The 26,053-nt window shown below is 34.9% G+C and carries 24 protein-coding genes and 3 tRNA genes; 16 read left to right on the top strand and 11 right to left on the bottom strand.

Annotated elements, in window-relative coordinates:
* Position 1 precedes the first annotated feature (1 nt).
* Positions 2-562, bottom strand: coding sequence for a DUF4296 domain-containing protein (locus ACFSAH_RS15935; RefSeq protein WP_379663735.1), 561 nt, complete (start codon positions 560-562; stop codon positions 2-4).
* 39 nt (positions 563-601) lie between these two features.
* On the opposite strand from ACFSAH_RS15935, the gene ACFSAH_RS15940 reads away from it, so the two are divergent.
* The 6 genes from ACFSAH_RS15940 (at position 602) to ACFSAH_RS15965 (ending at position 5,525) form a co-directional block, all read left to right on the top strand.
* Positions 602-1,306, top strand: a complete 705-nt coding sequence (locus ACFSAH_RS15940; RefSeq protein ID WP_379663736.1) for a YggS family pyridoxal phosphate-dependent enzyme — start codon at positions 602-604, stop codon at positions 1,304-1,306.
* Entirely contained in the window at positions 1,299-1,757 is a 459-nt protein-coding gene (locus tag ACFSAH_RS15945; protein WP_379663737.1) for a GNAT family N-acetyltransferase, read from the top strand. Before ACFSAH_RS15940 ends, ACFSAH_RS15945 begins: the two co-directional genes overlap by 8 nt.
* Positions 1,754-2,533 carry a DUF3298 and DUF4163 domain-containing protein gene (locus tag ACFSAH_RS15950; protein ID WP_379663738.1) on the top strand — a complete coding sequence of 260 codons (780 nt, stop codon included), beginning with the start codon at positions 1,754-1,756 and terminating at the stop codon, positions 2,531-2,533. The genes ACFSAH_RS15945 and ACFSAH_RS15950 overlap by 4 nt, the downstream gene beginning before the upstream one ends.
* Before the next feature lie 3 nt (positions 2,534-2,536).
* Positions 2,537-3,793: an aspartate kinase gene (locus ACFSAH_RS15955; protein ID WP_379663739.1), complete on the top strand. Its 1,257-nt coding sequence runs from the start codon at positions 2,537-2,539 to the stop codon at positions 3,791-3,793.
* A gap of 12 nt (positions 3,794-3,805) precedes the next feature.
* Complete coding sequence (locus ACFSAH_RS15960) at positions 3,806-4,987, top strand: THUMP-like domain-containing protein (protein WP_379663740.1); 1,182 nt, start codon at positions 3,806-3,808, stop codon at positions 4,985-4,987.
* A 73-nt stretch (positions 4,988-5,060) separates the two neighbouring features.
* The gene (locus ACFSAH_RS15965) at positions 5,061-5,525 is read left to right on the top strand and encodes a PA2169 family four-helix-bundle protein (protein ID WP_379663741.1); all 465 of its coding nucleotides are present in this window, start codon (positions 5,061-5,063) and stop codon (positions 5,523-5,525) included.
* Between the two features lie 139 nt (positions 5,526-5,664).
* Here the strand turns inward: ACFSAH_RS15965 and trpA are convergent, their stop codons facing one another.
* The 6 genes from trpA to ACFSAH_RS15995 all read right to left on the bottom strand — a co-directional run bounded on the left by trpA (position 5,665) and on the right by ACFSAH_RS15995 (position 12,067).
* The gene (trpA, locus tag ACFSAH_RS15970) at positions 5,665-6,441 is read right to left on the bottom strand and encodes a tryptophan synthase subunit alpha (protein WP_379663742.1); all 777 of its coding nucleotides are present in this window, start codon (positions 6,439-6,441) and stop codon (positions 5,665-5,667) included.
* 65 nt (positions 6,442-6,506) lie between these two features.
* The gene (gene trpB, locus ACFSAH_RS15975) at positions 6,507-7,697 is read right to left on the bottom strand and encodes a tryptophan synthase subunit beta (RefSeq protein WP_379663743.1); all 1,191 of its coding nucleotides are present in this window, start codon (positions 7,695-7,697) and stop codon (positions 6,507-6,509) included.
* Positions 7,684-8,322, bottom strand: coding sequence for a phosphoribosylanthranilate isomerase (locus ACFSAH_RS15980; RefSeq protein WP_379663744.1), 639 nt, complete (start codon positions 8,320-8,322; stop codon positions 7,684-7,686). The genes trpB and ACFSAH_RS15980 overlap by 14 nt, the downstream gene beginning before the upstream one ends.
* A gap of 1 nt (position 8,323) precedes the next feature.
* A complete protein-coding gene (gene trpD / locus ACFSAH_RS15985) occupies positions 8,324-9,319 on the bottom strand; it encodes an anthranilate phosphoribosyltransferase (protein WP_379663745.1) in 996 nt (331 codons plus the stop codon).
* A gap of 234 nt (positions 9,320-9,553) precedes the next feature.
* Positions 9,554-10,831 (bottom strand): M16 family metallopeptidase, encoded by a 1,278-nt coding sequence (locus ACFSAH_RS15990; protein WP_379663746.1) that lies wholly within the window; start codon positions 10,829-10,831, stop codon positions 9,554-9,556.
* Positions 10,832-12,067: a M16 family metallopeptidase gene (locus tag ACFSAH_RS15995; protein WP_379663747.1), complete on the bottom strand. Its 1,236-nt coding sequence runs from the start codon at positions 12,065-12,067 to the stop codon at positions 10,832-10,834.
* A gap of 63 nt (positions 12,068-12,130) precedes the next feature.
* Here ACFSAH_RS15995 and ACFSAH_RS16000 point away from each other — a divergent pair, with 63 nt between their 5' ends.
* The 4 genes from ACFSAH_RS16000 to ACFSAH_RS16015 all read left to right on the top strand — a co-directional run bounded on the left by ACFSAH_RS16000 (position 12,131) and on the right by ACFSAH_RS16015 (position 15,175).
* Positions 12,131-13,072, top strand: a complete 942-nt coding sequence (locus ACFSAH_RS16000) for a hypothetical protein (RefSeq protein ID WP_379663748.1) — start codon at positions 12,131-12,133, stop codon at positions 13,070-13,072.
* 113 nt (positions 13,073-13,185) lie between these two features.
* A complete protein-coding gene (locus tag ACFSAH_RS16005; RefSeq protein WP_379663749.1) occupies positions 13,186-14,307 on the top strand; it encodes a CofH family radical SAM protein in 1,122 nt (373 codons plus the stop codon).
* Positions 14,308-14,316: 9 nt separating this feature from the next.
* On the top strand, positions 14,317-14,874 hold the full coding sequence (gene scpB, locus ACFSAH_RS16010) for an SMC-Scp complex subunit ScpB (protein WP_379663750.1): 558 nt from the start codon (positions 14,317-14,319) through the stop codon (positions 14,872-14,874).
* Positions 14,875-14,989: 115 nt separating this feature from the next.
* Positions 14,990-15,175, top strand: coding sequence for a hypothetical protein (locus ACFSAH_RS16015; RefSeq protein WP_379663751.1), 186 nt, complete (start codon positions 14,990-14,992; stop codon positions 15,173-15,175).
* Between the two features lie 109 nt (positions 15,176-15,284).
* Here ACFSAH_RS16015 and ACFSAH_RS16020 read toward each other — a convergent pair whose 3' ends face one another.
* Positions 15,285-15,881, bottom strand: a complete 597-nt coding sequence (locus ACFSAH_RS16020) for a DUF502 domain-containing protein (protein ID WP_379663752.1) — start codon at positions 15,879-15,881, stop codon at positions 15,285-15,287.
* Positions 15,882-15,894: 13 nt separating this feature from the next.
* Positions 15,895-18,351 carry a bifunctional UDP-N-acetylmuramoyl-tripeptide:D-alanyl-D-alanine ligase/alanine racemase gene (locus tag ACFSAH_RS16025; protein WP_379663753.1) on the bottom strand — a complete coding sequence of 819 codons (2,457 nt, stop codon included), beginning with the start codon at positions 18,349-18,351 and terminating at the stop codon, positions 15,895-15,897.
* A 51-nt stretch (positions 18,352-18,402) separates the two neighbouring features.
* On the opposite strand from ACFSAH_RS16025, the gene ACFSAH_RS16030 reads away from it, so the two are divergent.
* The 4 genes from ACFSAH_RS16030 to ACFSAH_RS16045 all read left to right on the top strand — a co-directional run bounded on the left by ACFSAH_RS16030 (position 18,403) and on the right by ACFSAH_RS16045 (position 19,295).
* Positions 18,403-18,891 carry a regulatory protein RecX gene (locus tag ACFSAH_RS16030; protein ID WP_379663754.1) on the top strand — a complete coding sequence of 163 codons (489 nt, stop codon included), beginning with the start codon at positions 18,403-18,405 and terminating at the stop codon, positions 18,889-18,891.
* Between the two features lie 90 nt (positions 18,892-18,981).
* A tRNA-Gly gene (locus ACFSAH_RS16035) sits at positions 18,982-19,054 on the top strand.
* 38 nt (positions 19,055-19,092) lie between these two features.
* Positions 19,093-19,178, top strand: a tRNA-Leu gene (locus ACFSAH_RS16040).
* Between the two features lie 41 nt (positions 19,179-19,219).
* Positions 19,220-19,295 (top strand) — tRNA-Gly (locus ACFSAH_RS16045).
* 270 nt (positions 19,296-19,565) lie between these two features.
* Here the strand turns inward: ACFSAH_RS16045 and argS are convergent.
* Positions 19,566-21,332, bottom strand: a complete 1,767-nt coding sequence (argS, locus tag ACFSAH_RS16050) for an arginine--tRNA ligase (protein WP_379663755.1) — start codon at positions 21,330-21,332, stop codon at positions 19,566-19,568.
* 320 nt (positions 21,333-21,652) lie between these two features.
* Here argS and ACFSAH_RS16055 point away from each other — a divergent pair, with 320 nt between their 5' ends.
* A complete protein-coding gene (locus tag ACFSAH_RS16055) occupies positions 21,653-23,044 on the top strand; it encodes an arginine decarboxylase (RefSeq protein ID WP_379663756.1) in 1,392 nt (463 codons plus the stop codon).
* Between the two features lie 148 nt (positions 23,045-23,192).
* Here the strand turns inward: ACFSAH_RS16055 and ACFSAH_RS16060 are convergent, their stop codons facing one another.
* A complete protein-coding gene (locus ACFSAH_RS16060; RefSeq protein ID WP_379663757.1) occupies positions 23,193-23,927 on the bottom strand; it encodes a YggS family pyridoxal phosphate-dependent enzyme in 735 nt (244 codons plus the stop codon).
* A 103-nt stretch (positions 23,928-24,030) separates the two neighbouring features.
* On the opposite strand from ACFSAH_RS16060, the gene pdxR reads away from it, so the two are divergent.
* Positions 24,031-25,464, top strand: coding sequence for a MocR-like pyridoxine biosynthesis transcription factor PdxR (pdxR, locus tag ACFSAH_RS16065; RefSeq protein ID WP_379663758.1), 1,434 nt, complete (start codon positions 24,031-24,033; stop codon positions 25,462-25,464).
* Positions 25,465-26,053 lie beyond the last annotated feature (589 nt).

Genomic DNA, 26,053 nt, shown 5'->3' on the forward strand with positions numbered 1-26,053 from the left:
ATTAATCTAACTTTTTCTTTTTCAGCAACTGCTTTCTCTCTTTTGGTTTTATGGCTAAAGGTTTATTTACTTTAGCTATCGAATCGGTTTTTACAGCCGTTTTTACAGAATCTACCACCACTGTTTTTTTCAATAGGTTGCTATCTATCTTAAATGGTATATCAAAAGAATAATAAGTACTATCCGGAAGTTTTTCCTGTAGTGGGAGATGAAACTTTTGATCTGTTTCTGCAAATTTTTGTTTCAGGTTTTCTAAACTGTCGATCACCTTGGTATAAATATCTACTATTTCCTTTGGTTTATTTTTAATATAGTATTGCAGCGAGTTTGCAAATTGGGCCGAGTCTATATCATATTTTTCCATCAGGTAACCGTACCTGGCCTTTGCCAGTCCAGACATACTGTCCGGCTGCAAATTATAATCCAAAGTAGCATCCAGTAAATGAATATCTATCAAAACATTTCTTATTTTATCTGAAGGTATTATCTTCTTAGATTTGTCTTTATTAAAGCATGCGGTTAAAAAAATAACCAGGCAAAATGGAGCCAAAAGCTTTTTCATTCGTACTTTTACAATTTAAAACGCTAAAATTAAGCATTAATGAGCATTACCGATAATATAAAAAGATTAAAAAAGGAAATTGAGACCATTAACGTTAAGCTAATTGCTGTTTCTAAAACCAAACCCGTAGAAGATGTGCAGGAAGCTTACGATGCCGGACAAAGAATTTTTGGCGAAAACCAGGTGCAGGAAATGGCGGAGAAAGCAGAGAAACTACCTGCTGATATTCAATGGCATCTAATTGGTCACCTGCAAACGAATAAAGTAAAATATATAGCTGCTTTTGTAAGTCTTATACATTCTGTAGACAGTATTAAACTGCTGAAAGAAATTAATAAACAGGCTCAAAAGAACGACAGAATAATAGATTGCCTTTTACAAATTTACATTGCCGATGAGGAAACAAAGTTTGGATTGGGCTTTGATGAGGCTATTGAGTTATTAAGATCTGATGATTTCCAGGAGCTTAAAAATGTAAGAATAGTGGGTGTAATGGGCATTGCTACCAATACCGAAAATGAAAAGCAGGTTAAAGAGGAGTTTTACGAATTAAAAACTTTTTTTGATGGCCTTAAACTAAGCTTTTTCAGAAAAGAAGATTCTTTTAAGGAAGTTTCTATGGGTATGTCTTCTGACTATAACACAGCTATAGAGCAAGGTTCTACTATGGTAAGAATTGGAAGTGATATTTTTGGAAAAAGAGTAATCAAGCATTTTAAGAATACAGAAGAACCTAATGATTAGATACGCCGTAAAAGAAGATTGTCCAAGATTACTTGAGCTGATACATGAACTGGCTGTTTATGAAAACGCACCTGAAGAAGTTACAGTTACGCTAGACGAGTTTGTTGATGCAGGTTTTGGTAACCACGCTGTATGGAAAGCTTTTGTATATGAACAAAATGGCACTATTTATGGGTTTGCATTATTTTATATCCGATATTCGACCTGGAAAGGCCGTAGATTATACCTCGAAGATTTTCTGGTAACAGAAGAACATAGAGGAAAAGGTATTGGTAAATTATTATTTGACAGAGTGATACGGGAAGCTAAAGAAGCTAATTACCAGGGTATGGTATGGCAAGTCTTGGATTGGAATGAACCCGCTATCAATTTTTATAAAAAATACCAGGCCGAAACAGAAGCGGGTTGGCTGAATGCATCTTTATCTAAAATACAACTACAAAAACTATGAAAACACTCACCACAATTTTAGGAGCAACTCTATTTCTGGCTTCATGTAACACTAATCCTAAAAATGCACAGGAAACAAATGGAACAGCAGATTCTGTAGAATATACAATCCGTTCGTTTTACAAAACATCTACTGAATGTCAGAAAGATACCTGTGGAGCTTATGTTAAAGCTACTTATCCAGAGTTTAAGTCTAAGGATCTTAACGATTATATAGATGGAATTTTAACTAATCAGTCTAAGAAAGAAATAAGTCTGGAAGTAGCTGCCGACTCTTTTTTAAATGATTACCTGAAATTTAAGAAAGAATACCCAGAGTCTAGTGCCGGTAACGAATGGATACAAAGTATAAAGGTAAGTAATCAGCAAAGTGATTTGCTTGGAATTGCACACGAAAACTATTTATTTACTGGGGGTGCTCATGGATTAGAAACCATTATTTATTATAATTATCTGGTAAAGGAAAAACAAACAGTAAAAATCAAAGATATTATTAAAGAAGGTGGTTACGCTAAACTTGAGACAGTTGCAGAAGAAATATTCAGAAAAAATGAAAAGTTAAGCCCTACCGAATCTTTAGCGGGTAATTATTTTTTTGAAGGTGATAAATTCAGTCTCAATGATAATTTTCTAATCACTACAGAAGGGTTACTGTTTACCTATAATCCATACGAAATAAAGGCTTATGCTTTTGGTTCTACTAATTTATTAATCCCCTACGATAGAATTAGTGATATCGTAAATCCCAACAGTATTTTGGCTAATAATATAAAATAATAAATGCAGGTATATAAATTTGGCGGAGCTTCTTTAAAAGATGCAGAAAACATTAGAAGAGCTGCCGATATTGTAAAAAACACAGAGGACAAAGAACTATTAATCATAATCTCGGCAATTGGGAAAACAACCAATGCTCTGGAGCAGGTAACTACAAAATATTTCCATAAAGACGAGAAAGCTCATGAGTTGTTGGAAGATATCAAGACAAAACATTTTGATATTATCCAACAACTTTTTGGCAATCAGTATCCAGAGGTTTACGATGACATTAATAATACTTTTGTTGAGATTGAATGGGTGCTGGAGGACGAACCGCAAGATACCTTTGATTTTATCTACGACCAAATTGTATCTGTAGGCGAACTGCTTTCTTCGAAAATAGTGAGTCATTACCTCAATTTCATCGGAATAACCAGTCGTTGGATAGATGCCCGCTCTTATATTCAAACCGATAATACCTATCGTGAAGGACGTGTTGACTGGGTAAAAACTACTGAACTGGTTCAGAAATCGTTACCAACCGTATTAACTAAAGAAATTGCAGTAACACAGGGATTTATTGGCAATACCTCAGAAAACTTTACGACCACATTAGGTCGCGAAGGCTCGGATTTTAGTGCCTCTATATTTGCTAACTGTTTAGATGCTAAAGGAGTGACTGTTTGGAAAGATGTGCCCGGAATATTAAATGCCGATCCTAAATTATTTGATGATACCATTAAATTTGAGCAGATTTCCTATACCAGTGCTATAGAAATGACCTATTATGGCGCCAGTATTATCCACCCTAAAACCATTAAACCGTTGCAGGTAAAGAAAATTCCGCTTTATGTAAAGCCTTTTTTAACACCTAACGAAAGTGGAACCGTTATCAAGGAAGAGGATATTCCGGAAACTATCCCTTCCATTATAGTCAAAAAACAGCAACAATTGCTTACTATTAGCAGTAAAGATTATTCTTTTATCTCGGAAAGACACCTGAAAGTGATTTTTGAAGCTTTTGCTGCCGTTAATATACATGCCAATATGATGCAGATATCTGCATTGGGTTTTACTGTTTGCTTTAATCAGGATGACCAGAAATCGGCAAGATTTAACGAAATGCTAAATAATCAGTTTAATCTGAGCTATAAGTCGGATTTGGAGCTGATTACGATTAAGAATGCTAATTCGGAAACTATTAAAAAACACATAGATTTTGGTAGGGTTGAATTAGAACAACGCAGTAAAAAAGACGTACAGTTTGTAGTTAGTTAAGTTTTTTGAAAGATGGATGTAGAGGCTATTTTAAAAGATGAGGTGCAACAATTTATTGTCGAGAGTATACATACAGACATTAATAAGCTCATTTTAAAGAAATCGCCTTTTACAACTGTCAGCAGTAAACAACTTGCCCAACAAATACAGTCCAGAAAAGCAATACAGAAGAAGCTTCCCTCCTGGTTTAATACCAGTGGAATCTTATATCCTCCTAAATTAAATTTAGAGCAATCTTCATCAGAAGCCACAGCCAAATACAAAAGCAAGCTGATTGATAAAGGTACACTTATAGATCTTAGCGGAGGTTTTGGAGTAGACGATTTTTATTTTGCCAAAACTGCTTCTAAAGTACATTATTGCGAAATTAACGCTGATCTGGCACCGCTTGTACGGCATAATCTTACGCTTCTTGGCGCCTCAAATATTATTTTCCATCAAGGTAACAGTACCAGCATATTAGAAAACATTGATGGGATTGATGTTATTTATGTAGACCCCTCAAGAAGATCAGATGTAGGAAACCGGGTGTTTCTTTTTGAGGATTGTGAACCTAATCTTGTTTCAAATCTTGATTATTACTTTAAAAAAGCAGATAAGATTATTGTAAAAGCAGCTCCTATGCTTGATATAGAATCTGCTGTAAAAGAGCTCGGAAACATTAGTGAAATACATATTGTAAGTTTATATAACGAGTGTAAGGAGATTTTATTTGTTCTGGAGAAAGAAGTCAGCAAAACAATTGAGTTAAAATGTGTACTGCTATCTGATGAGAGAGAAAATATTTTCAGTTTCGAATACGGTAAAGAAAAGGAACTGAATATAAGCTATACTGATATTGACAAGTATTTATACGAACCCGATGCAGCAATACTAAAAGCAGGACTATTTAAAAGCATGGTTCCCAGATTTGGTGTAAGTAAAATACATCAACATTCGCACCTCTACACCTCAGATATTTTATTAAGCGACTTCCCGGGGCGCTGCTTAAAAGTGCTTTCCGTTGATAAATTCAAGCATTTTAACAAGACCAATATTCATAAAAAAGCAAATATTGTTGTTCGCAATTTCCCACATAAACCAGATGAACTTAAAAAGAAGTTAAAGATTAACGATGGCGGCGACCTGTTTCTATATTTTACCACAGATAAATACAATGATTTGGTAGTAATAAGCTGCGAAAAAACGAGCTGATAAATCCTTCCCTCAGTCAATTGGAATAATAATTGTTATTTCTATACCAAGTTTAATTTCAATTGTAGAAGCCATGAAAACATATCCTGAAGATACCAGAATGGTATTAACCGATTTGGTGCAAATTAACAACGACCGCATTAAAGCTTATGAAAAAGCAATTCACGAATTACCCGATGCTGGTAATGGCGACCTAAAAGCCATTTTTGCAGACATGATAAAAGAAAGCCATCGTTTTAGAAACGAACTTTTAGAAGAACTGGAAGTGAGTCGCCAAAATACCGATATTGGAACTACCGCTGCCGGAACAATATATCGGGCGTGGATGGATATTAAAAATATGTTTGACGATGCCGACCGAAAGTCTATATTAGACAGCTGCGAACACAGCGAAGATGCGGTTCAAAAAGCATACAAACAAGCTTTAGACGAAGAACATATCCCGGCTTTTATCAAAGAAATAATTAAGAATCAACAGCATTCATTAAAACTATCTCATGATCAGATCCGGGTTTTAAGAAATCAGCAGAGAGGTTGATGTATAATCAGGCTAATTTAAAAGGAAAAGCTATCCAAAATTTACATCTACAACTATTGCACCATTAGATTACAGATGTTGATGCTCTGGGGAACACTTTTAATTCTGAATAGCTTTTTCTAAATATAGCAACTAAAAGCTAACCTTTTATATTTTTTATAAAACTATTGATATTAGCTAAATAATCACTTCCACTCTCTCCTAAACTCTTTACAAAAGCCGATCCCACAATAGCACCGTTAGCATATTTATTTGCTCTCATAAAAGAATTATTATCCGATATACCAAAACCAATAATCAATGGATTTTTTAAGTTCATTGCTTTTACACGTTCGTAATAAGCTGTAATGTCATCAGAAATATTTAATGCGCTTCCGGTTGTTGATGATGATGATAATAAATAAATAAAACCATTAGATAACTCGTCTATTTTACGGATACGTTCTTCAGACGTTTGTGGAGTCACTATAAATATATTTGAGATACCATTATCCAGGAAATCTTGTTTATATAAATCTTCGTATTCGTACATCGGTAAATCAGGTACAATTACACCGTCTACTCCTACTTCTTTAGCTTTCTGGCAAAATTCTTTAACACCATATTGAATCATAGGATTCACATAACCCATCAATAAAATAGGAATATTTACCTGCTTTCTTAAGTCTTTCAATTGCTCGAAAAGAACTTTTACTGACATACCGCTTTCCAGTGCTGTTTGCGAACTTCGCTGAATAACTGATCCGTCGGCCACTGGATCAGAATAAGGAAATCCTATTTCTAAAAAATCTGCTCCTGCTTCTTCCAGTTTCTGGGCTATCTTTAGCGTAGAATCTAATTCCGGATAACCTGCCGTATAATATATAGATAATATATTTTGTTTTTTTTCTTTAAATAACTTCTGTAACCTGTTCATTTTATGCTCATGGGTTAATTTTCATTGTTTGTTAATCGGTCAACCAAAAACTGCAATCGAAAATATTATAAATTAAAGTATTTCATAAAAGTAGCCAGATCCTTATCTCCTCTTCCCGACAAGCAAACTACCACATTTTCTCCACCATTGAATTTCATTTTCTCTAACTGAGCCAATGCATGTGCACTTTCTATAGCGGGAATAATACCTTCTAATTTTGACAATAACATACATGCCTGTAAAGCTTCGTCATCTGTTATACTTACGTATTCGGCTCTTTTTATCTTATGCAAATGTGCATGCTGGGGACCTATACCAGGATAATCCAATCCAGCCGATATAGAATAAGGTTCTACCACCTGACCATCTTCTGTTTGCATCAAAATAGTTTTTGATCCGTGTAAAACACCTTCTTTTCCTAATTTTGATGTTGCCGCTGAATGACCCGAATCTACTCCTAAACCCGCTGCTTCTGCTGCTATCAGTTTTACACTTTCGTCATCCAGAAAATGATAAAACATTCCCATTGCATTACTTCCTCCGCCTACACAAGCAATAGCATAATCGGGTAATTCAGATCCTGTATGCTCTTTCAGTTGTTTTTTAGTTTCTTCTGATATGATGGATTGAAATTGAGCTACCATTTCTGGATATGGATGCGGACCTACCACAGATCCTATAATGTAGTGAGTGTCTTCCGGATTGTTAATCCAATCTCTCATAGCTTCGTTGGTAGCATCTTTTAGCGTTTTACTTCCCGATGTTGCCGGTATTACGGTAGCTCCCATCATTTTCATACGCGCCACGTTAGGTGCTTGCCTTTCTATATCTATCTCGCCCATGTACACCACACACTCTAAGCCTTTTAAAGCACAAACCGTTGCCGTTGCCACACCATGCTGACCTGCTCCCGTTTCGGCAATAATGCGCTTTTTACCTAGCTTTTGCGCCAGTAATATCTGTCCAATAGTATTATTCACTTTGTGTGCACCGGTATGGTTTAAATCTTCTCTTTTTAAGAAGATATTGGCTCCATACCTTTCAGACAATCGTTTAGCATAATACAATGGAGATGGTCTGCCTACATAATCTTTTAAAAGTGATTTGAATTCTGTTTGAAAATCATCACTGGCAATGATTGACTCATAGTTCAATCTTAACTCTTCTACATTTGGATACAGCATTTCGGGGATATAAGCACCGCCAAAATCACCGTAATATCCGTTTTCTGATACTCTATATTTACTGTTCTTCATTTTCTGTTCTTATCAATTTAAATGCTTCCTGAAGGCTTTCTATATTTTTTATTCCCGGCTCTGTTTCAAATTTAGAGTTAAGATCTACAGCATAAAGCCGAGGATGCTTAATTTTTTTTACAGCCTGTAGGTTTTCGTTACTTAAACCTCCGCTCAAAAAAAACGGGATAGCTAGGCTATAATTATTCAAAATCTGCCAGTCAAAGGTTTTCCCTGATCCACCATACGCTGCTGTTTTAGTATCAAAAAGAAAATAGTCAACTCCGTTTATATATGGTTCTAAGTTGGCAAAATCAAACTGATCATCCACACCAAAAGCTTTTATAACACTAAAACCTTCTTTTTTTAATGCCTCGCACATCTGTGGTGTTTCGTTTCCATGTAACTGCACTGTACGTATACCGTACATTTTACTAAATTCCGAAACTTCATGCTGAAGAGCGTTTACAAAAACGGCTACTTTCTCAATTGATCTGTTTAAGCTGTGTAGATGCTTTTGTTCAAAATCAAGACCTACAAAGCGTTTAGATTTAGGATAAAAAATAAATCCCATCAGATCGGGTTGTAAAGTAGCAAGTTCTGCTATATTACCCTCATATTTCATTCCGCATACTTTAATTTTCATCTTATTGCAATGATAATAGCGTATTAAAGGCCTTTAGTGCTTTTCCGGTTGTTAATGATTCTTCTGCTTTATAATAACAGTCTGCAAAGCTCCATTTTGGTTCCAGCGTTTTTAATGCCATGGCAGCATTAGCCAATACAACATTATTCTGATCTGTTGTAGCGTTGTTTTCTAATACTGACTTGAATATTTTTGCAGATTCTTCTACTGTAGAACCTCCGGTTATATTTTTTGGATCTACTTTATCAAAACCTAAGGCTTCTATTTCATAAATACGCTCTCCTTCATTAGAAAACACTTTAAAGTCGCAGGTTAATGAAATTTCATCGTAACCTTCCAAAGCATGTAAAATCGCATAGTTTACCTCTGATTTTTGGTATAGATATGCATACAGACGAGCCAGCTCCAAACTAAAAACTCCTACTAATTGATTTTGTGGTTTGGCAGGATTAACCATTGGCCCCAGCATATTAAAAAAGGTTTTTATACCTAATCCTTTCCGTACTGGTGCAATGTTTTTCATAGCCGAATTAAATAATGGTGCATGTAAAAAACAAATACCTGCTTTGTCCAGCGTATTGCGTAAAGTATCGGAGTTATTGGTAAATGTATAACCTAAATACTCCATAACGTTGGATGAACCACAACCAGATGATACTCCATAATTACCATGCTTGGCTACTTTGTAACCTGCTCCTGCTACCACAAAAGAAGCTAAAGTGGAAATGTTGAAGGTATCTTTTCCATCGCCTCCTGTGCCGCAAAGGTCTATCAGGTTAAAATCTTTATTTAAATCAAGGTGCTGGCAAAGTTCAAGCATAGCTTCTCTAAAACCAGAAAGCTCTTCTACCGTAATACTACGCATACAATAGGCAGTCGTAAAAGCAGCCATTTGTGCTTCGTTATATTCTCCTGACGTCATTTTAATCAGGATTTCTTTAGACTGTTCTCTACTGAAAGTCTTATGTTCAAAAAGCGTATTTAAAATTTCTTTCATAAAAAACCGGTTAAAAAAAAAGGGCAACCATAATGGCAGCCCTTGTATTATTTCATCTATAGTATATACATAGCAGGTTGCCTACGATTAATCGCAGAACCACCAGCTTTTATTTACTATTATTGTATTCATTTTTTGTTGTGTCACAAATATGGTAATTAATTCAAAAGTTTAAAAATATTTTTAAAGAATTATTTTAAACCTCTGTTTTTCGCTTTTATAAGAGTTTATACTCTACCCAAATTTACCTACTACCACTTTAACCAATTTATCGTAATCCAGATACTTATTAGCCAGATGCATTAGATCTTCGGCTGTTATATTTTTTATTTTTTCGATGTAATTGTCAAAATAAGTATAATCTAAACCGTAGAAATAAATACTTTTGAACTTATCTGCATGTGAAAATATGTTTTCCAGACTTCCCAATACGCTTCCCAAAAAGAAATTCTTAACAACTTCCAGTTCAGAATCAGGCACAGGTTGTGTTCTCAGAATATTGATCTCTTTTTCTATTTCCTGAAAAGTCGCTTTACATACATCTACCCCTACTTCGGATCCTATGGTAAGATAACCTACATTTTCCAGACAAATATTACCAGAACCAATACCATAAGTATATCCTTTATCTTCTCTGATATTATTCATCAGACGGCTTCCAAAATAACCTCCCAACACTGTATTTAAGAGCAGTAAACCTACAAAATCGGGATGGGTTCTGTTTACTGTTTGTACACCAAGCCGAATAGCTGATTGCAAGGCATTTTCTTTTTCTGTAATATCAAAAACAGGTTCTATCTTGTTAATATGGAATTGATTAGGTGTAAAATGAGCTTCACTTTCCCAATTTCCAAACAATTGATTTAAAAGAGCCATTAATGCTGTTTCATCAAATTTCCCGGAAACCACCAATGTACAATTTTGAGGATGGTACTGTTTTTTAAAATGAACCATCAGATCTTCTCTTTTTACTGTATCGTAATCTTCTAAAGAGGCAGAATAACCGTATAATGTTTTTCCAAACATTAACTCATTAAACCTTTTACGGGCTAAATAATCTTTCTTTTCTAAAGAGACTTTTAGCCGTTGCTTTTGGTTATTTAAAAAATTGTTCAGCTCTTTTTGTGGAAATATAGAGTTGGTTAATACATCTTGAACAATAGGTAAAGTGTTTTCTAAATATTTGTTTAATGAATATAGCGTAACGGTAGATCTGTCCAATCCAAATTCTGTCTGAAAATAAGCACCGTAAAAATCTATTTGATTGGCTATATCTGCGCTATTTAGTTTAGCCGTTCCTTCGTTTAACATGGAATTGGTAATCTGGCTTAGCAAAGGTTTTTCTGCATCCCAATTTACATTGCCAAAAATAAACTCCACTCTTACCAGGTTCTGATCTCCACCGTTTAACACAAAAACAGGAATACCATTATCCAGCTCGTTTTTTTGTACTCTTAAGAAATTAATATGTTCTACCCCTTTAAATTCGGGAGCTTGCGTTCTGTTTAGCATTTATTTAGATAAATAGTATAATGTTGTTGATTTGCTTTTCTGAAAGATCGAATTTGAAACTTCCTTTATTTCCTCTTTGTTTACCTTCTGGTATTTTTCTATTTCAGTGTTAAAATCATTGGCATCGCCCAACAATTCATAAAAAGCTAAATTCATAGCTTTATCCAAAAGATTCATTTCTGCAAATTCAAAAACAGATTCAAATTTGTTCTTCACTTTTACCAACTCGTTATCAGAAACCATTTCCTGTTTTAGTTTTCCCAATTCGTTCCAGATTGCTGCATCTGCTTTTTCTACATCAACACCCTCATTTAAACGTCCCTCAACTACAAACATTCCTGTATCTATACTTCCATAATTGTAAGCATTTATATCTGTAAACAATTCCTGCTCTTTAACTAAAGACCGATACAATCTGGACGATTTTCCCTGGGAGAGTATGTCTGATATAAGGTCGTAAACCGGGAATTTCTCATCAGTTTTACCTACCATTTTAAATACTTTGTAGATAGCATTTAAAGGTACATCTGCATAAACTGTTTCCGAAACCTCTGCCAGTTGTTCTGGTTCTTGCGGAAGATTTCTCACATATTTCTCTCCGGCCGGAATTGGAGCAAACCATTTTTCTGAAAGTTCTTTCACTTTTTCCAAAGTAACATCTCCGCCAACCACCATAACAGCATTTTGAGGATTATAATGTTTCTGAAAAAAGGCTTTCACATCTTCCATTTTAGCATTTTCTATATGTGACAACTCTTTTCCTATGGTCGCCCATTTATAGGGATGTGCTTTATAAACCAAAGGTCTTAATTTCAACCATACATCGCCATACGGCTGATTAAGATACCTTTGTTTAAACTCTTCACACACTACATTCCGCTGTACTTCTAAACTTTTTTCTGAAAAAGCCAGACTTAACATTCTGTCAGATTCTAACCAAAAAGCTGTTTCCAGATTTGCTGAAGGCAGCGTGATATAATAATTGGTAATATCGTTACTGGTAAAAGCATTATTTTCGCCACCTACTCTTTGTAAAGGTTCATCATAGGATGGAACATTTACCGATCCTCCAAACATCAAATGCTCAAATAAATGGGCGAAACCGGTTTGGCTTTCCTGTTCATCCCTGGCCCCCACATCATATAATATATTTAAAACAGCCATTGGCGTGTTATGATCTTCATGTACCAGGACCGTTAGTCCATTATCTAATTTAAATTTCTCAAATTTTAGCATCAATATATTTTTATTTACAAAATAGATTTATATTTAACACAAGCATAAATCTAAAAACTTATTATGATAAAGTATTTCTACATTATACCATTTTTAGCTATTGGTCTTTCTGTTTCTGCGCAAAAAGAGATTACAACAAGTTCGGCAAGAAACAACGACAAAAGTATAGATTTTAACTACATAAATGAGGGTTATGGAAATTATTACGCCATGGTTAAACTTAATGATCTTAAAAATTGCTCATGTAATGATGAAATATTTGGGTACATAAATAATAAACAAGGCACCATAGCCAAGATAAAGCCTAGTGATAATTCAGTCTCTATAACTTTTAGTACTTATACAGTAAGGTACTTTTTAGGCTATCCTAACAACAGGATAGATACCAATTTTGTATACACCCTTCCTATTCCTCCAAATACAGAATATATAATAGGGAAACCAGGATTAATTAGTGCTACACTTACCGGAGAAAAGACTCCGGATGCCTACAAATCATTCAGTTTCAGGACCAAGGTACCAACAGATCTTCTCTCAATCAGGAAAGGAATCGTAGTGAAAATAGTTGATAAATATGATGTTACACCCGGTACAAAACACTCTTTTAAAAGCTCTACTAACAGTATGACCATTCAACATGAAGACGGATCATTAGCTGAATATATCGGTTTTGCTAAAGGTACTGTTAAAGTTACCCCCGGAGATGTTGTATATCCACAAACACCATTAGCTCAAGCTGTAAAATATAATGAGGATGATAAAACTTATCGTTTTTCAGTAAGAGTCTTTTACCTGAAAAAGGATGCTTTTAGTATAAAAAGACCCGAAAACTTTAAAGAGTCTTTGGATGCCCTGATTTATAATTACGTAAACACTAATTTTTATTATGGTGATGAAGAGCCAAAAATAGGCGACAAAAAGCCATCAAAGGCACCAGAGGTTCCTAAAGAAATACTACAAAAAGAGCTTTCTAAAAAAGAATTGAAAAAGTTAGCTCAAAAATAAGCTAATCTTAACAGGGATATTAAAAAGGATAATATTTAGGTGTAAAAACAACGATTATCCTTTTTTACCATATTCACATATATAAATACAGCTAAATACAGTATTTTTGTTGTATGAATATTCCTGATTTATTGGACAGAGCTCTTCGGTTTGATTTTCTGAGCATGGAAGAAGGTATACACCTTTACCACCACGCAACTACGCCTGAATTAATGTATGTTGCTAATGAACTCAGAAAAATTCAAGTACCACATGGTAAAGTTACCTGGCAAATAGACAGAAACGTAAATACCACCAACGTTTGTATTGCCAATTGCAAGTTCTGTAATTTTTTCAGAAGGCCTGGTCATGAAGACAGCTATATAACTGACATTGAAACTTATAAGAAAAAAATAGAGGAAACTTTTTTATACGGGGGCGACCAATTGTTATTACAAGGTGGGCACCATCCGGATTTAGGATTACAGTTTTATGTCGATCTGTTTAAACAATTAAAAGAACTCTACCCTACTTTAAGACTTCATGCCTTAGGTCCACCCGAAATTGCTCACGTTTGCAAACTGGAAGGCATGAGTCATTATGATGTACTGAAAGCCATGCAGGAAGCAGGACTTGACTCTTTACCCGGTGCTGGTGCAGAAATATTAAACGACCGTGTAAGAAGGCTTATTTCTAAAGGTAAATGTGGTGGACAAGAATGGTTGGATGTCATGCGGGCAGCTCATAAACTAAATATTGCTACCTCTGCAACAATGATGTTTGGTCATATAGAAACCATAGAAGAGCGTTTTGAGCATTTGGTTTGGATAAGAGAAGTACAGGCTGAAAAACCAGAAGGTAATTATGGTTTTACCGCTTTTATTCCCTGGCCGTTTCAGGACGATGGCACTTTATTAAAAAAAATCAGAGGAATTAGCAATAACGTTACGGGTGATGAATATATTAGAATGATTGCATTAAGCCGTATAATGTTACCTAATGTTAAGAATATACAAGCATCATGGCTAACTGTTGGTAAACATGTAGCACAACTTTGTTTACATGCGGGCGCTAATGATTTTGGTTCAATTATGATTGAAGAAAACGTAGTTAGCGCAGCAGGCGCTCCTCATAGATTTACGTCTAACGGCATACAAGAAGCCATACGTGAAGCAGGTTTTGAACCTCAATTGAGAAATCAATTGTACCAATGGCGTAATCTTGAAAATTTGGTACAACAGGAAATCAACTATTAATACAGTAAAATGGTTGAGAAATATATTGAAGCTTTGATTTTTGCTTCTGACACCAGTGTCAGAAAAGAAGAAATTGTTCTTTGCATACAGGCCGCTACTGGTGATGATCTTTCAGATAAAGAACTAAATCAATATCTGGAAAATATACATAATCGGTATGCCGATGATTTGCATGCTATTGAATTGGTGAATTCGGGAGGAGGTTATCAGTTTTTAACTAAAAAAAACATGCAGCCTGTAATACAACAATTGCAAATTCAACGTTCTAAAAAGAAGTTGAGTCAGGCCTCGTTGGAAACACTGGCAATTATTGCGTACAGGCAACCCATTACCAAGCTGGAGATAGAGCAGATACGGGGCGTTAACTGTGATTATACGATGCAAAGATTGCTGGAAAAGGATTTTATAACGATACAAGGAAAGGCAGAAGGTCCCGGAAGACCTATTTTATACGGGTTGAGTGAATATTTTCTAGATTATTTTGGGATAAATTCTATCTTGGATTTACCTCAGTTAAAGGACATTGAAAACACAGAGAATATTGAGATAGGAGAAAAAAGCGAATAATTGTAAAAACTTTTTTTTGGATATCGATTTTCCTCCTATTTTTGAGGTCTGGATAATGACAATTATCCCACCTTTAATATTAAATACAAGAGAATAGAAGAAAAAAATTACGTTAATGAAAACTCCCAAAAAACCAACAAAGAGCGACAAACTGAATGAAGATCTTTCAGATGAGTCTTTACCAAAGTCTAATGCGAAAAATAAGTTTGACGATGAGGATGATGACATAGACTTTCCTCTTGATGACTTAGGCGTGGGTGATGGATTCGGCGATTTCGACGATGACGATGATGATTTTTAATCATTTTATATTCTTGACAAAAGATATTAAAAAAGGCATCGTTTAAGCGATGCCTTTTTTACTTCTCAACCATTTTATCTGACTGCTTATAAAGTTGTTTTGCGGGTTTTTAATTATGAATAGAAGTTACACCACCCGAAACAATAAATTTCATAGCTTGTGCAGACGAAACATTTAATGGTTTTACTCTATCTGCTTTTACAATAACCAATTCTCCTGCAAAAGAATAAGACCACGGAAAATACACCGCTACTTCATCTTTCAGTCCTATTGCTCTTAAGTCTTTCTGGGTAAGAAATCCTATTTTTTTAATACCTGAAACCATTTCAACAATAACAGGTTCGTTCAGTTTCTTTTCGTCCCCAACAAAAGCCTCTGTTATGTCTTTTACCGATGAATATAAAAAACGGAGTATGGGAACTTTATTAATTTGCCTGTTTATCCATGCATAAATAGGCTCTGTAATTAAAAATGTAGCAATAATACCTGCTACAAAAACAACAATTATAATAGACAAAATCCCTAACCCTGGTATATATAGCGGTTTTCCGGTTTCCGGATCCAATAAAAAGCTCTCGCTAAAATTCAGAAAGGAATCTAAGGTTGAAAAACCCCATAACAAAAGGAATAAAGCCCCACCTATAGGAAGTATCAATAAAACTCCTTTAAGGCAATATGTTATAAATGCATTAAATATCTTTTTCATAGCCTGCTAAAAATTACTCGTAATAATAAACTCTTTTCACCCTTTGAGAAACGTTAGTTAATACCTCATAAGGAATTGTATTTAGCTTTTCAGCCATTTTATATAAACTTTTTTGCGAATCAAAGATAATCACCTCATCACCTACCTGTACATTTTTGTCTGTTACATCAAGCATACACATATCCATACAAATATTGCCAACTGTACTTACTTCCTGGTTATTAATAAGCATAGTTCCAATTCCGTTACCTAAAGCTCTTAAATAACCATCTGCGTAACCAATTTTTACAGTTGCGGTTTTTCCATCATGAAACATCACTCCTTTTCTGCCATAGCCTACAGTCTCACCTTTTTTTAGTTGTTTTATTTGGGAAACTGTAGTTTTTAAAGTAGCTACATGTTCCAGATTTTTATCATCATCAGTAAAATTATCTACACCATATAATCCAATCCCTAGCCTCACCATATCAAACTGGGCTTCTGGCCATCTGGTAATAGCCGAGGTATTACAAATATGCTTAATAAAGGTATATTTCAGATTATCCTCTAACTTCGTTGTAAAGGCTTTAAACAAGCTAATTTGTTGTTTGGTAAAGTCATCATGTTGTGCCGACTCGCTACCTACTAAATGCGAAAAAACAGATTGTATTTTTACATGGTGATTTAAAAGCAGGTAATCTACCAATTCATCAACATCATCAGGCATAAAACCCAGCCTGTGCATTCCTGTATCTACCTTTAAATGTATAGGGTAGTTCTTAATGTTTTTATCTTTTAAATATTCAGTAAAAGCGGTAAGTACTTCATAGCTGAATATTTCCGGTTCAAGATGATGCATTACAATGGCTTCTATAGAAGAACTTTCAGGGCTCATAACCATAATAGGTAAAGTAATTCCATTTTGTCTGAGCGTAACCCCTTCATCAGCATAAGCCACAGCCAAATAATCGACATGGTTAAACTGTAAAAGATTAGCGATCTCAAAACTACCACTTCCATAACCAAAAGCCTTTACCATGGTCATTAGCTTCACTCCTGGTGCAAGCTTAGACCGGTAATAGTTAAGATTATGTTCCATAGCGTTTAGGTTTATTTCTAAAACCGTTTCATGTACTTGCTGACTTAATGCTTTACTTATTCTTTCGAAACCGAAATCACGAGCCCCTTTTATCAATATGGTTTCGTTCCTGAAATCAGCTGTTTTAAAATTCTGAATAAATGTGTCTGTATGGTTATAAAATCTCGCAGAGGGGCTAAAAAGAGCCTTATATTGACTAATTTCATTACCTATACCTATTAAACGATCTATTTCTTTGGATTCTAACAAATCAGCCACTTTTTTATACAATTCTTCGGCACTTAATCCTGACTGCTGAATATCTGAAAGAATGAGTGTTTTTTTCTCGTGTTGTTTCTGATGCGCCAGAAAATCAAGTGCAATTTCCAGTGACGAAAGATCCGAATTATAAGAATCGTCAATTACCGAACAATTATTTACTCCACTTTTCATCTCCAGACGCATGGTTACGGGTTGTAACCTTAACATTCTGTTCTGAATACTTTCATTATCTACTCCTAATTCCAATAAAATCAACCAACACGTTATGGCGTTTTCTACAGCTGCCTTATCATTAAAAGGTATGGATATATTAATTTCATTAGTCCGAAAAACTGCTGAGATACGGGTGTTATTTTCTATTTCTCTGATATCGTTTACAAATAAATCCGCTTTTGGATCTGATTTACTCCACGTAATAACCTTTGTGTGCTGGAAAGCATATTGTTCAAATCTCTTATTGCAAATCAAGATCTCAGATTCTTTAAAGAGCTTAAATTTCTCCTTAATCTTTTGTGTTGTATCAGCAAAACCTTCGTCATGCGAACTTCCTATATTGGTAAATATGCCAATAGTGGGTAAGATAACCTTTTGCAGGTTTTCCATTTCGTTAGGTTCCGAAATACCCGCTTCAAACAGGGCCATATTATAGCTGTTTGACATTTTCCAGACTGACAGAGGCACTCCTATCTGAGAATTATAACTTTTGGGGCTTCTTACTATGGCATAATCTTTTGCTAAAAGCTGATAAAGCCATTCTTTAACAATAGTTTTTCCATTACTTCCGGTAATACCAATAACAGGAAAATCAAACTGCTTTCTATGCTGTATGGATAACAGCTGTAATGCCTTTACAGGATTTTCCGAATATATAAAATTAGCATCCGGAAATGCAGCTATATCGAACTGACGGTCATAATATACAAAAGCCCTTACGCCCTGCTGATACAGATTTTGAATATACTGATGTGAATTTTTACGTCCTTTTAAAGCAAAAAACAACGAATGGGATGCATTTATTACTTTTCTGCTATCTGTTAAAAGGTTAACAATAATCTGATCTGGTTGTGAAAGAAAGTTCTGATTGCCTACTAGATTTGCAATCTGGGAAATAGTGTAGTTGTGCTCCGCCATGGTATATGCAAATTTGGATATTATTCATGAAATACACTAATTTTAGAAACGATGATAGAAGAAAAAAATAAAAAAATATATAGTTACGATGCCGCTAAACTTGCCATGGAAAGTTACTGTGCTTATCAGGAAAGAAGTCAGCAGGAAGTAAGGGACCGATTATTTAAACTTGGTATTAAAGGTTTAGAGATTGATACCATTATTTCGTATCTGATAGAAAACAACTTTTTAAACGAGGCTCGTTTTGCTTCAGCTTATGTATCGGGTAAGTTTCGTATTAAACGCTGGGGAAAAATTAAGATTAAACAAGGCTTAAAACTAAAAGGGGTACCTCCTGCTATCATCAAAAAAGCATTAAACCAAATTAACGAAGAGGAATATTTGGAGACGTTGACTGATATTTTGAAAAAAAAGATGCAAACTTTGGGTTTTAAAAAAGATCTGAAGACTAAAAATAAGCTCATCAACCATGCATTATCAAAAGGCTACGAAAGTAATATCATTTTTTTTATCCTGAATAATAACGAGTTAACAAATTAATTAAAAAAAAATGTAGTATACCCTTGCAGAATGCTTTTTTCTATCTATATTTGCACTCCCTCAAACGAGGAAACGTTCTTTAAAAAACAAGCGAAAGTAGCTCAGTTGGTAGAGCACAACCTTGCCAAGGTTGGGGTCGCGAGTTCGAATCTCGTCTTTCGCTCTGAAAAAGGTAGCAATATCTTTTTTGGTTAAAGCCAGGCTGAAGTGGTGGAACTGGTAGACACGCAGGACTTAAAATCCTGTTCGCCTTAAAGCGAGTGCGGGTTCGATTCCCGCCTTCAGTACTAAATCCCTTGTCCAAAAGACAAGGGATTTTTTAAATTAAGCGAAAGTAGCTCAGTTGGTAGAGCACAACCTTGCCAAGGTTGGGGTCGCGAGTTCGAATCTCGTCTTTCGCTCCACTAATCTCAAAACAAATCCCTTTATTATTTTCCAAAGTTTTAAAATCAAACAAATAAGTTTCTCTGTATATTGTTCCTGAATGCTTATTAATTTACAGCACAAAGCAATCTCCTAAAACAAGATTTAACCAAAAATATTATTGAGTTTTATATAAAAAAACGGAGATAGTTGTAAGTTTCTATTTTCAATCCTCATCAAACTAAGTATCACAAGGAAAAGAAAACCTGCTATCAGCTATCTCCGTTTCTAAAAATTAAATTCTTTTTATACTACATTCTTTCAGGCACCTCTATTCCTAATAGCCCCATTGTTTTTTTAATAGTATTGGCTATATGGTAAGATAAATTTAACCTGAAATTTTTCAAGGTTTCATCTTCAACTTTGAGAATGCTCTCTGCCTGATAAAACTTATTGTATGATTTTGCTAAGTCGTAAGCATAATTGGCTATAGCGCCCGGATTATAATCTCTGGCAGCGTTATTCAATGTAGCCGGGTACCTGCTTAGTAATTGAATCAACTCCAGTTCTGTTTCTTTCAGTGTTTCTGGCCTGGCCTGTAATCCTTCTGTAAAAGATGCTTTAGACAACACAGATCTTATCCTGGCATGAGTATACTGGATAAATGGCCCTGTATTCCCTTGAAAATCGATAGATTCATTAGGGTCAAACAATAACCTTTTCTTGGGTTCTACTTTAAGTAAAAAGTATTTTAATGCACCCATTCCTATCATATGATAAAGTCTGGTTTTTTCTTCTTCATCAAAATGATCTACTTTACCCAAGGCTTCGGTTTTTTCCTTAGCGGTTTGCTTCATCTCGTCAATTAAATCATCAGCATCTACCACAGTACCTTCTCTGGATTTCATTTTTCCGCTTGGTAAGTCTACCATACCATAAGATAGATGATAAAGACCATTTGCCCATGATTTTCCCAGTTTTTTCAATATCAGGAACAGTACTTTAAAATGATAGTCCTGTTCGTTTCCAACAATGTATATAGATCTATCTACACCAAACTCATCATACTTTAACTGAGCGGTTCCTAAATCCTGTGTAATGTACACAGATGTGCCATCTCCTCTCCTTACCAATTTTTCGTCCAAACCCTCATCCGTAAGATCTATCCAAACAGAATTATCTTCTTTTTTAAAGAAAACACCTTTTTCCAATCCTTCTTCAACAATATCTTTTCCTAAAAGGTAAGTATCAGATTCGTAATAATATTTATCAAAATCTACACCTAGTTTTTTATAAGTTTCTTCAAAACCGGCATAAACCCATGAATTCATTCTTTTCCATAAGTTAATTACCTGCTCATCACCCTGCTCCCATTTTAAGAGCATGGCCTGTGCTTCTTTAATTAAAGGTGCTTCTTTTTTAGCTTCTTCTTCTGTTTTTCCTGCCGCTTTTAGGGCATCTATCTCTTTTTTATATTCTTTATCAAAAATAACATAGTATTTCCCAACCAGATGGTCCCCTTTTAAGCCTGAAGCTTCCGGTGTTTCTCCGTTCCCATATTTTTCCCATGCCAGCATAGATTTGCAGATATGAATACCCCTATCGTTCACTAAGTTAGCCTTGATAACGTTGTAACCATTTGCTTTTAATAATGCTGCTACAGAATAACCTAAAAGGTTGTTTCTGATATGGCCTAAATGCAATGGTTTATTGGTGTTAGGCGAAGAATACTCCACCATCACCTTTTCGCTTTTAGCTTCTGGCTGCGCAAAGGCAGAATCAGAAATTTCTTTTTCAAAAACGTCTAGCCAAAAGTTATCAGCATAAACAATATTCAAAAAGCCTTTTATGACGTTAAAATCAGCAACTTCCTGGTAGTTCTCTTTCAAGAATTCTCCTATTGCCTGTGCTGTTTGTTCCGGAGATTTTCTGGTTTGTTTTACAAAAGGAAAAACTACCAGCGTCTGGTGTCCTTCAAATTCTTTTTTAGTTTGCTCTAAATTAATCTGGTCTGGCTGAATATCTATATCAAATAAAGACTTAAAAGCCTCGCTAATTGCTTTGTTCAAAAAACTCATGGTGCAAAAATATACAATATTGCCTTATACTGTCTAAAAATAAAAAACATCAATTACAAAGTATACGGAGAACCGCAGATATAAATTTTAATTCTCAAAAAAAACAACATTTTTTAGGGTTTATAAATAGTCTTTCGATTATCACCAAAAACCCTTTATAATACTGGTTAACAAGAAGATAAATAGATTTTATTAAAACCTATTTATCACATTTAGGTTATTTTATTCAATAGTGCTTTATATAAGTGGTAATTTTTAACAATAACATGAGTTTTTTCCAATTAAAAATTACATTTTTGCGGAAATTTTAAAAGAATAAAATGCAGAGTTATCAAGAATTTCAGGATCTTAGCGTTGGTTTTCCTCAAGAGGGATTTGACATTATAGACGATGAACTTTATTTTCATGACCTGAATTTGATGGAAATGATAGAAACCTATGGTACTCCCCTTCGTTTCACTTATCTTCCTTTAATCAGTAAAAAAATACAACAGGCAAAGATCTTGTTTCAAACGGCAATCTTAAAAAATGATTACCGTGGAAGTTACAAGTACTGCTATTGTACTAAAAGCTCTCATTTCAAGCATATTGTAGAAGAAGCATTAAAGAACGAGATACACCTGGAAACCTCTTCTGCTTTTGATATGCCTATGATTGATGCTTTGGAGAAAAAAGGAAAAGTAACCAAAGACATTACGGTCATCTGTAACGGATTTAAAACATTTCAATATAAACAGTATATCATAGATATGCTTCATGATGGTTTTAAAAATATTATTCCTGTTTTAGACAATAAAGAGGAATTTAATTTTTACGATGATGAAGTTGAACTGGAAACACCTTGCAATCTGGGGATTAGAATAGCAGCTGAAGAACAACCAGATTCTCAATTCTATACGTCACGTTTAGGTATCAGACATGAGGATGTAATTGAATTTTACAATTCAAAAATCAGCAAAAATCCTTATTTCAGAGTAAAACTACTCCATTTCTTTATAAACTCTGGTATTTCTGATACACCTTACTATTGGAACGAATTAGAGAAATACGTTACGCTTTATTGTAAATTCAAGAAGGTAAATCCACACTTGGATACACTTGATATTGGTGGTGGTATGCCTTTTAAAGATTCTTTAGTTTTTGATTTCGATTATGAATACATGATTAACGAAATTGTAAAACGTATTAAAGAGATTTGTGCGGAACATGAAGTTATTGAACCGGATATTATTACAGAATTTGGAAAATATACTGTAGCCGAGGCTTCTGGTATTTTATATAAGGTTTTAGGAAGAAAACAACAAAATGACCGCGAAAAATGGTTAATGCTTGATGGTTCTTTTATTACCAACCTGCCAGATGTTTGGGCACTAAACCAAAAATATATCTTATTGCCTATAAATAACTGGGATTCTGAATACGAACGTGTAAACCTTGGTGGTATTACCTGCGATGGTCAGGATTATTACAATCAGGAAGCCCACATGAATAACGTTTTTATGCCCAAAACAAGAAAGGTTCAGTATCTTGGATTTTTCCATACAGGTGCTTACCAGGAAGTATTAAGCGGTTACGGAGGTATTCACCATTGTTTATTGCCTTCTCCTAAACATGTACTCATTAGAAGAAACAGAGACGAAACTTTTAATTACGAAGTTTTTGGTGAGGAACAAAACAGTAAACAAGTACTTAAAATATTAGGTTATATGTAATTAACCTGTAGGGGATTGTATCAAAAGCACCTTGTCATCCCGAGCGCAGTCGAGGGGTCTCTTTCAGAAGTATTTAGGAAAGAGATTTCTCTTCGCTGTACTCATCGAAATGACAACATTTTTACTTTTGATACACCCCCTTTTTTATTTATTTTATTCCTTCGTTCCAGTAATAGCTATCCGGGTAAATCCGCTGTCCAAAAATTGCTGTTCCTACCCTTACAATAGTAGCACCCTCTTCAATAGCCGTTTCCAGATCACCACTCATTCCCATAGATAACTCCTTCATTTCCACACCGGGTATATTCTCTTGCAAAACCTGTTGTTGTATGTTTTTTAGCAATTTAAAACATTGTCGTACCTTTTCCGTCTCCGCACTAAACAAACCTATGGTCATTAATCCCTTTATCTGTAAATTTTCTAAAGCAGCTACTTTTCTTACCAGATCAAGAGCATCATCCGGGTGTGCACCAAATTTACTTTCTTCGTTAGAGGTATTTACCTGAATAAATACATCCATTTTTCTATCCATTGCAGCCAATCTCTGGTTTAGCTTCTCGGCTAAATCAAATCTGTCTAATGATTGTATACACGACACCCCACATTTAAGCAAATCTTTAATCTTATTGCTTTGCAAATGCCCAATAAAATGAGCCTCGTGGTCAATATTTTTTAAAACCTCGTACTTAGACTTAACTTCCTGTACCTTATTTTCTGCAATCAGTCTATAACCCTGCTGTAAAGCCATAGCTATCCGCTCGGCTTCAACAGTTTTGGTTGCCAATAACAAACGTACCTCACTACTATCCCTGTTATTTTTTTCGCAAGCCTTATCAATCCTGCGCTGTACCAATTTTAAATTTTCTATAATCTGTTCATCCATAGCCTGTAATATCAATTTTCTACAAAAAAGAGTTCTTGTTGCTAAAATATAGTATTTTTGGATGATTAAATTGGTATAGTTTACACAAAATTAGGTAGTCCAGATGTTACGTCCCTGGGATTTAAAAATAGAAATAGATAAACAATCTGATCAGGCAGTTTATTTGCAAATTGCCGATGCTATAATTAGCGACATTCATTCCGGACGATTAAAAGCAGGCGATGCCCTACCCGGTAGTAGAAACCTTGCCCAGCTGCTACAGGTAAACCGCAATACAGTAGTACAGGCTTTGGATGTGTTGATTAATGAGGGCTGGTTAATCTCTAAAAGCCGAAAGGGTATTTTTGTGTCGGATACACTACCCGGCTTTTCCGCAGCCAAACAAAACAAACCTTCTCTGGTAAAAGAAAACAAAAAAACTCAACCCGCTCCTGCTTTCCATATTTTTTTTGATGATGGCCGACCTGACAGTAAAATAGCACCTATGGCTGAGCTTTCCAGAGCTTACCGACAAATATTCAACAGAAAGGCAAAGTGGCGCATGATGGAATATGGCAGTGCTTTTGGCGATCTGGAATTTAGAATTGCTATTGCGCAAATGCTTAACCATCAACGTGGCATGCGAGTTAACGAAAATTCTATTTGTATTACCCGTGGAAGCCAGATGGCTATGTACCTGATTGCCCAATGTTTTTTTGAAAAAGATGATTGTGTTATTGTAGAAAACCCGGGATATAAATCGGCATGGAGAGCTTTCGAAATGGTAGGAGCTAAAGTATTACCTGTAAAACTGGATAAAGATGGGCTCATTGTTGATGATGTTATAGCCTTATTAGCATCTAATCCGCGTATTAAAGCCATTTACATTACACCGCATAGACAATACCCAACTACAGTTACTTTAAGTTTGCAAAGAAGACTTAGGCTGATTGAGCTTTCTAACCAATATGGCTTTACTATTATTGAAGACGATTACGATAACGAGTTCCACTTTGGTTACAGACCCTTATTGCCCATGTCAAGCTTTTTAGAGCTTAAAAATTATATTTATGTAGGCACTATGAGTAAGGTCGTTGCCCCGGCTTTACGCATTGGTTATTTAGCCACCAGTAGCGATGTATTACTAAAAAAAATAGGCGATCTGCGTAAAATAATAGATGTACAGGGAGATACTATCATGGAAAAAGCCGTACTGGAACTGATTATTGACGGAACCATGAAAAGGCATATCAGAAAGGCTACCCATCATTACAAATTAAAAAGAGATCTGATGGCCGACTTGCTGGCCAAATATTTACACCATGTTGTAAATTATGATTTACCGGAAGGTGGTCTCGCTTTCTGGATTGAGCCTAAAAAAACAGTTAACTGGAATAAAATAATCACTAAACTTCATGAAAAAGGAATAGATATTGTTCCTCCAACTCATTATACAGACGATGAATCTGCCAATAGTATTCGATTAGGTTATGGTTCACTTTCTGAAGATGAAATGGAAGAAGGATTAAAAATATTAGGTAATCTTCTTAGTAATTAAACAATAAAACACCTTGTATCAGCATATTAAGATATTTATTATTAAATAACGTCAGTTAGGGCTAAGACGAGAGTATCCAAAAAGTACCGGAATGACTATGAGATAATACCAGATATAGACCGGGTATAAACCAGATACAGTGGAGAATAGGTGGACTAAAGGTGGACTATATGTGGAGAATAGGTGGAGTTATAAATCAGGGTGTCTTATCCTATTATAGCTATACAGGTTAAAGAACTAATTTTGAAACCGCTATATATCAAGTGTACTCATTTTGAATGAATTGTACAAATTTATTTTAGACTGGTTTATATTGTACATCAAATCGTTGAGGTATTAATACCAAAAGCAATATCCCAAATTGATTAGATAAAGCAGTCTTTTTAATAGAGATCTAGCTAAACAATAGCTTCACTTAACAAACTATCATGTACCAGTAGTCTAATAAAAATCAAGGGGCTGTCTCATAAACAGGAATGTCATCTTGATTTCTATGATAAAACCAAACCATTTTTATACATGGTTTGGTTTTTTATTAGGGCAAATATTCGGTGAATGATTTTGTTTCTAACTGCATTTAAGACGCTCA

Origin of the sequence: Pseudopedobacter beijingensis (assembly GCF_042678145.1) — a bacterium.
GTDB lineage: Bacteria > Bacteroidota > Bacteroidia > Sphingobacteriales > Sphingobacteriaceae > Pseudopedobacter > Pseudopedobacter beijingensis.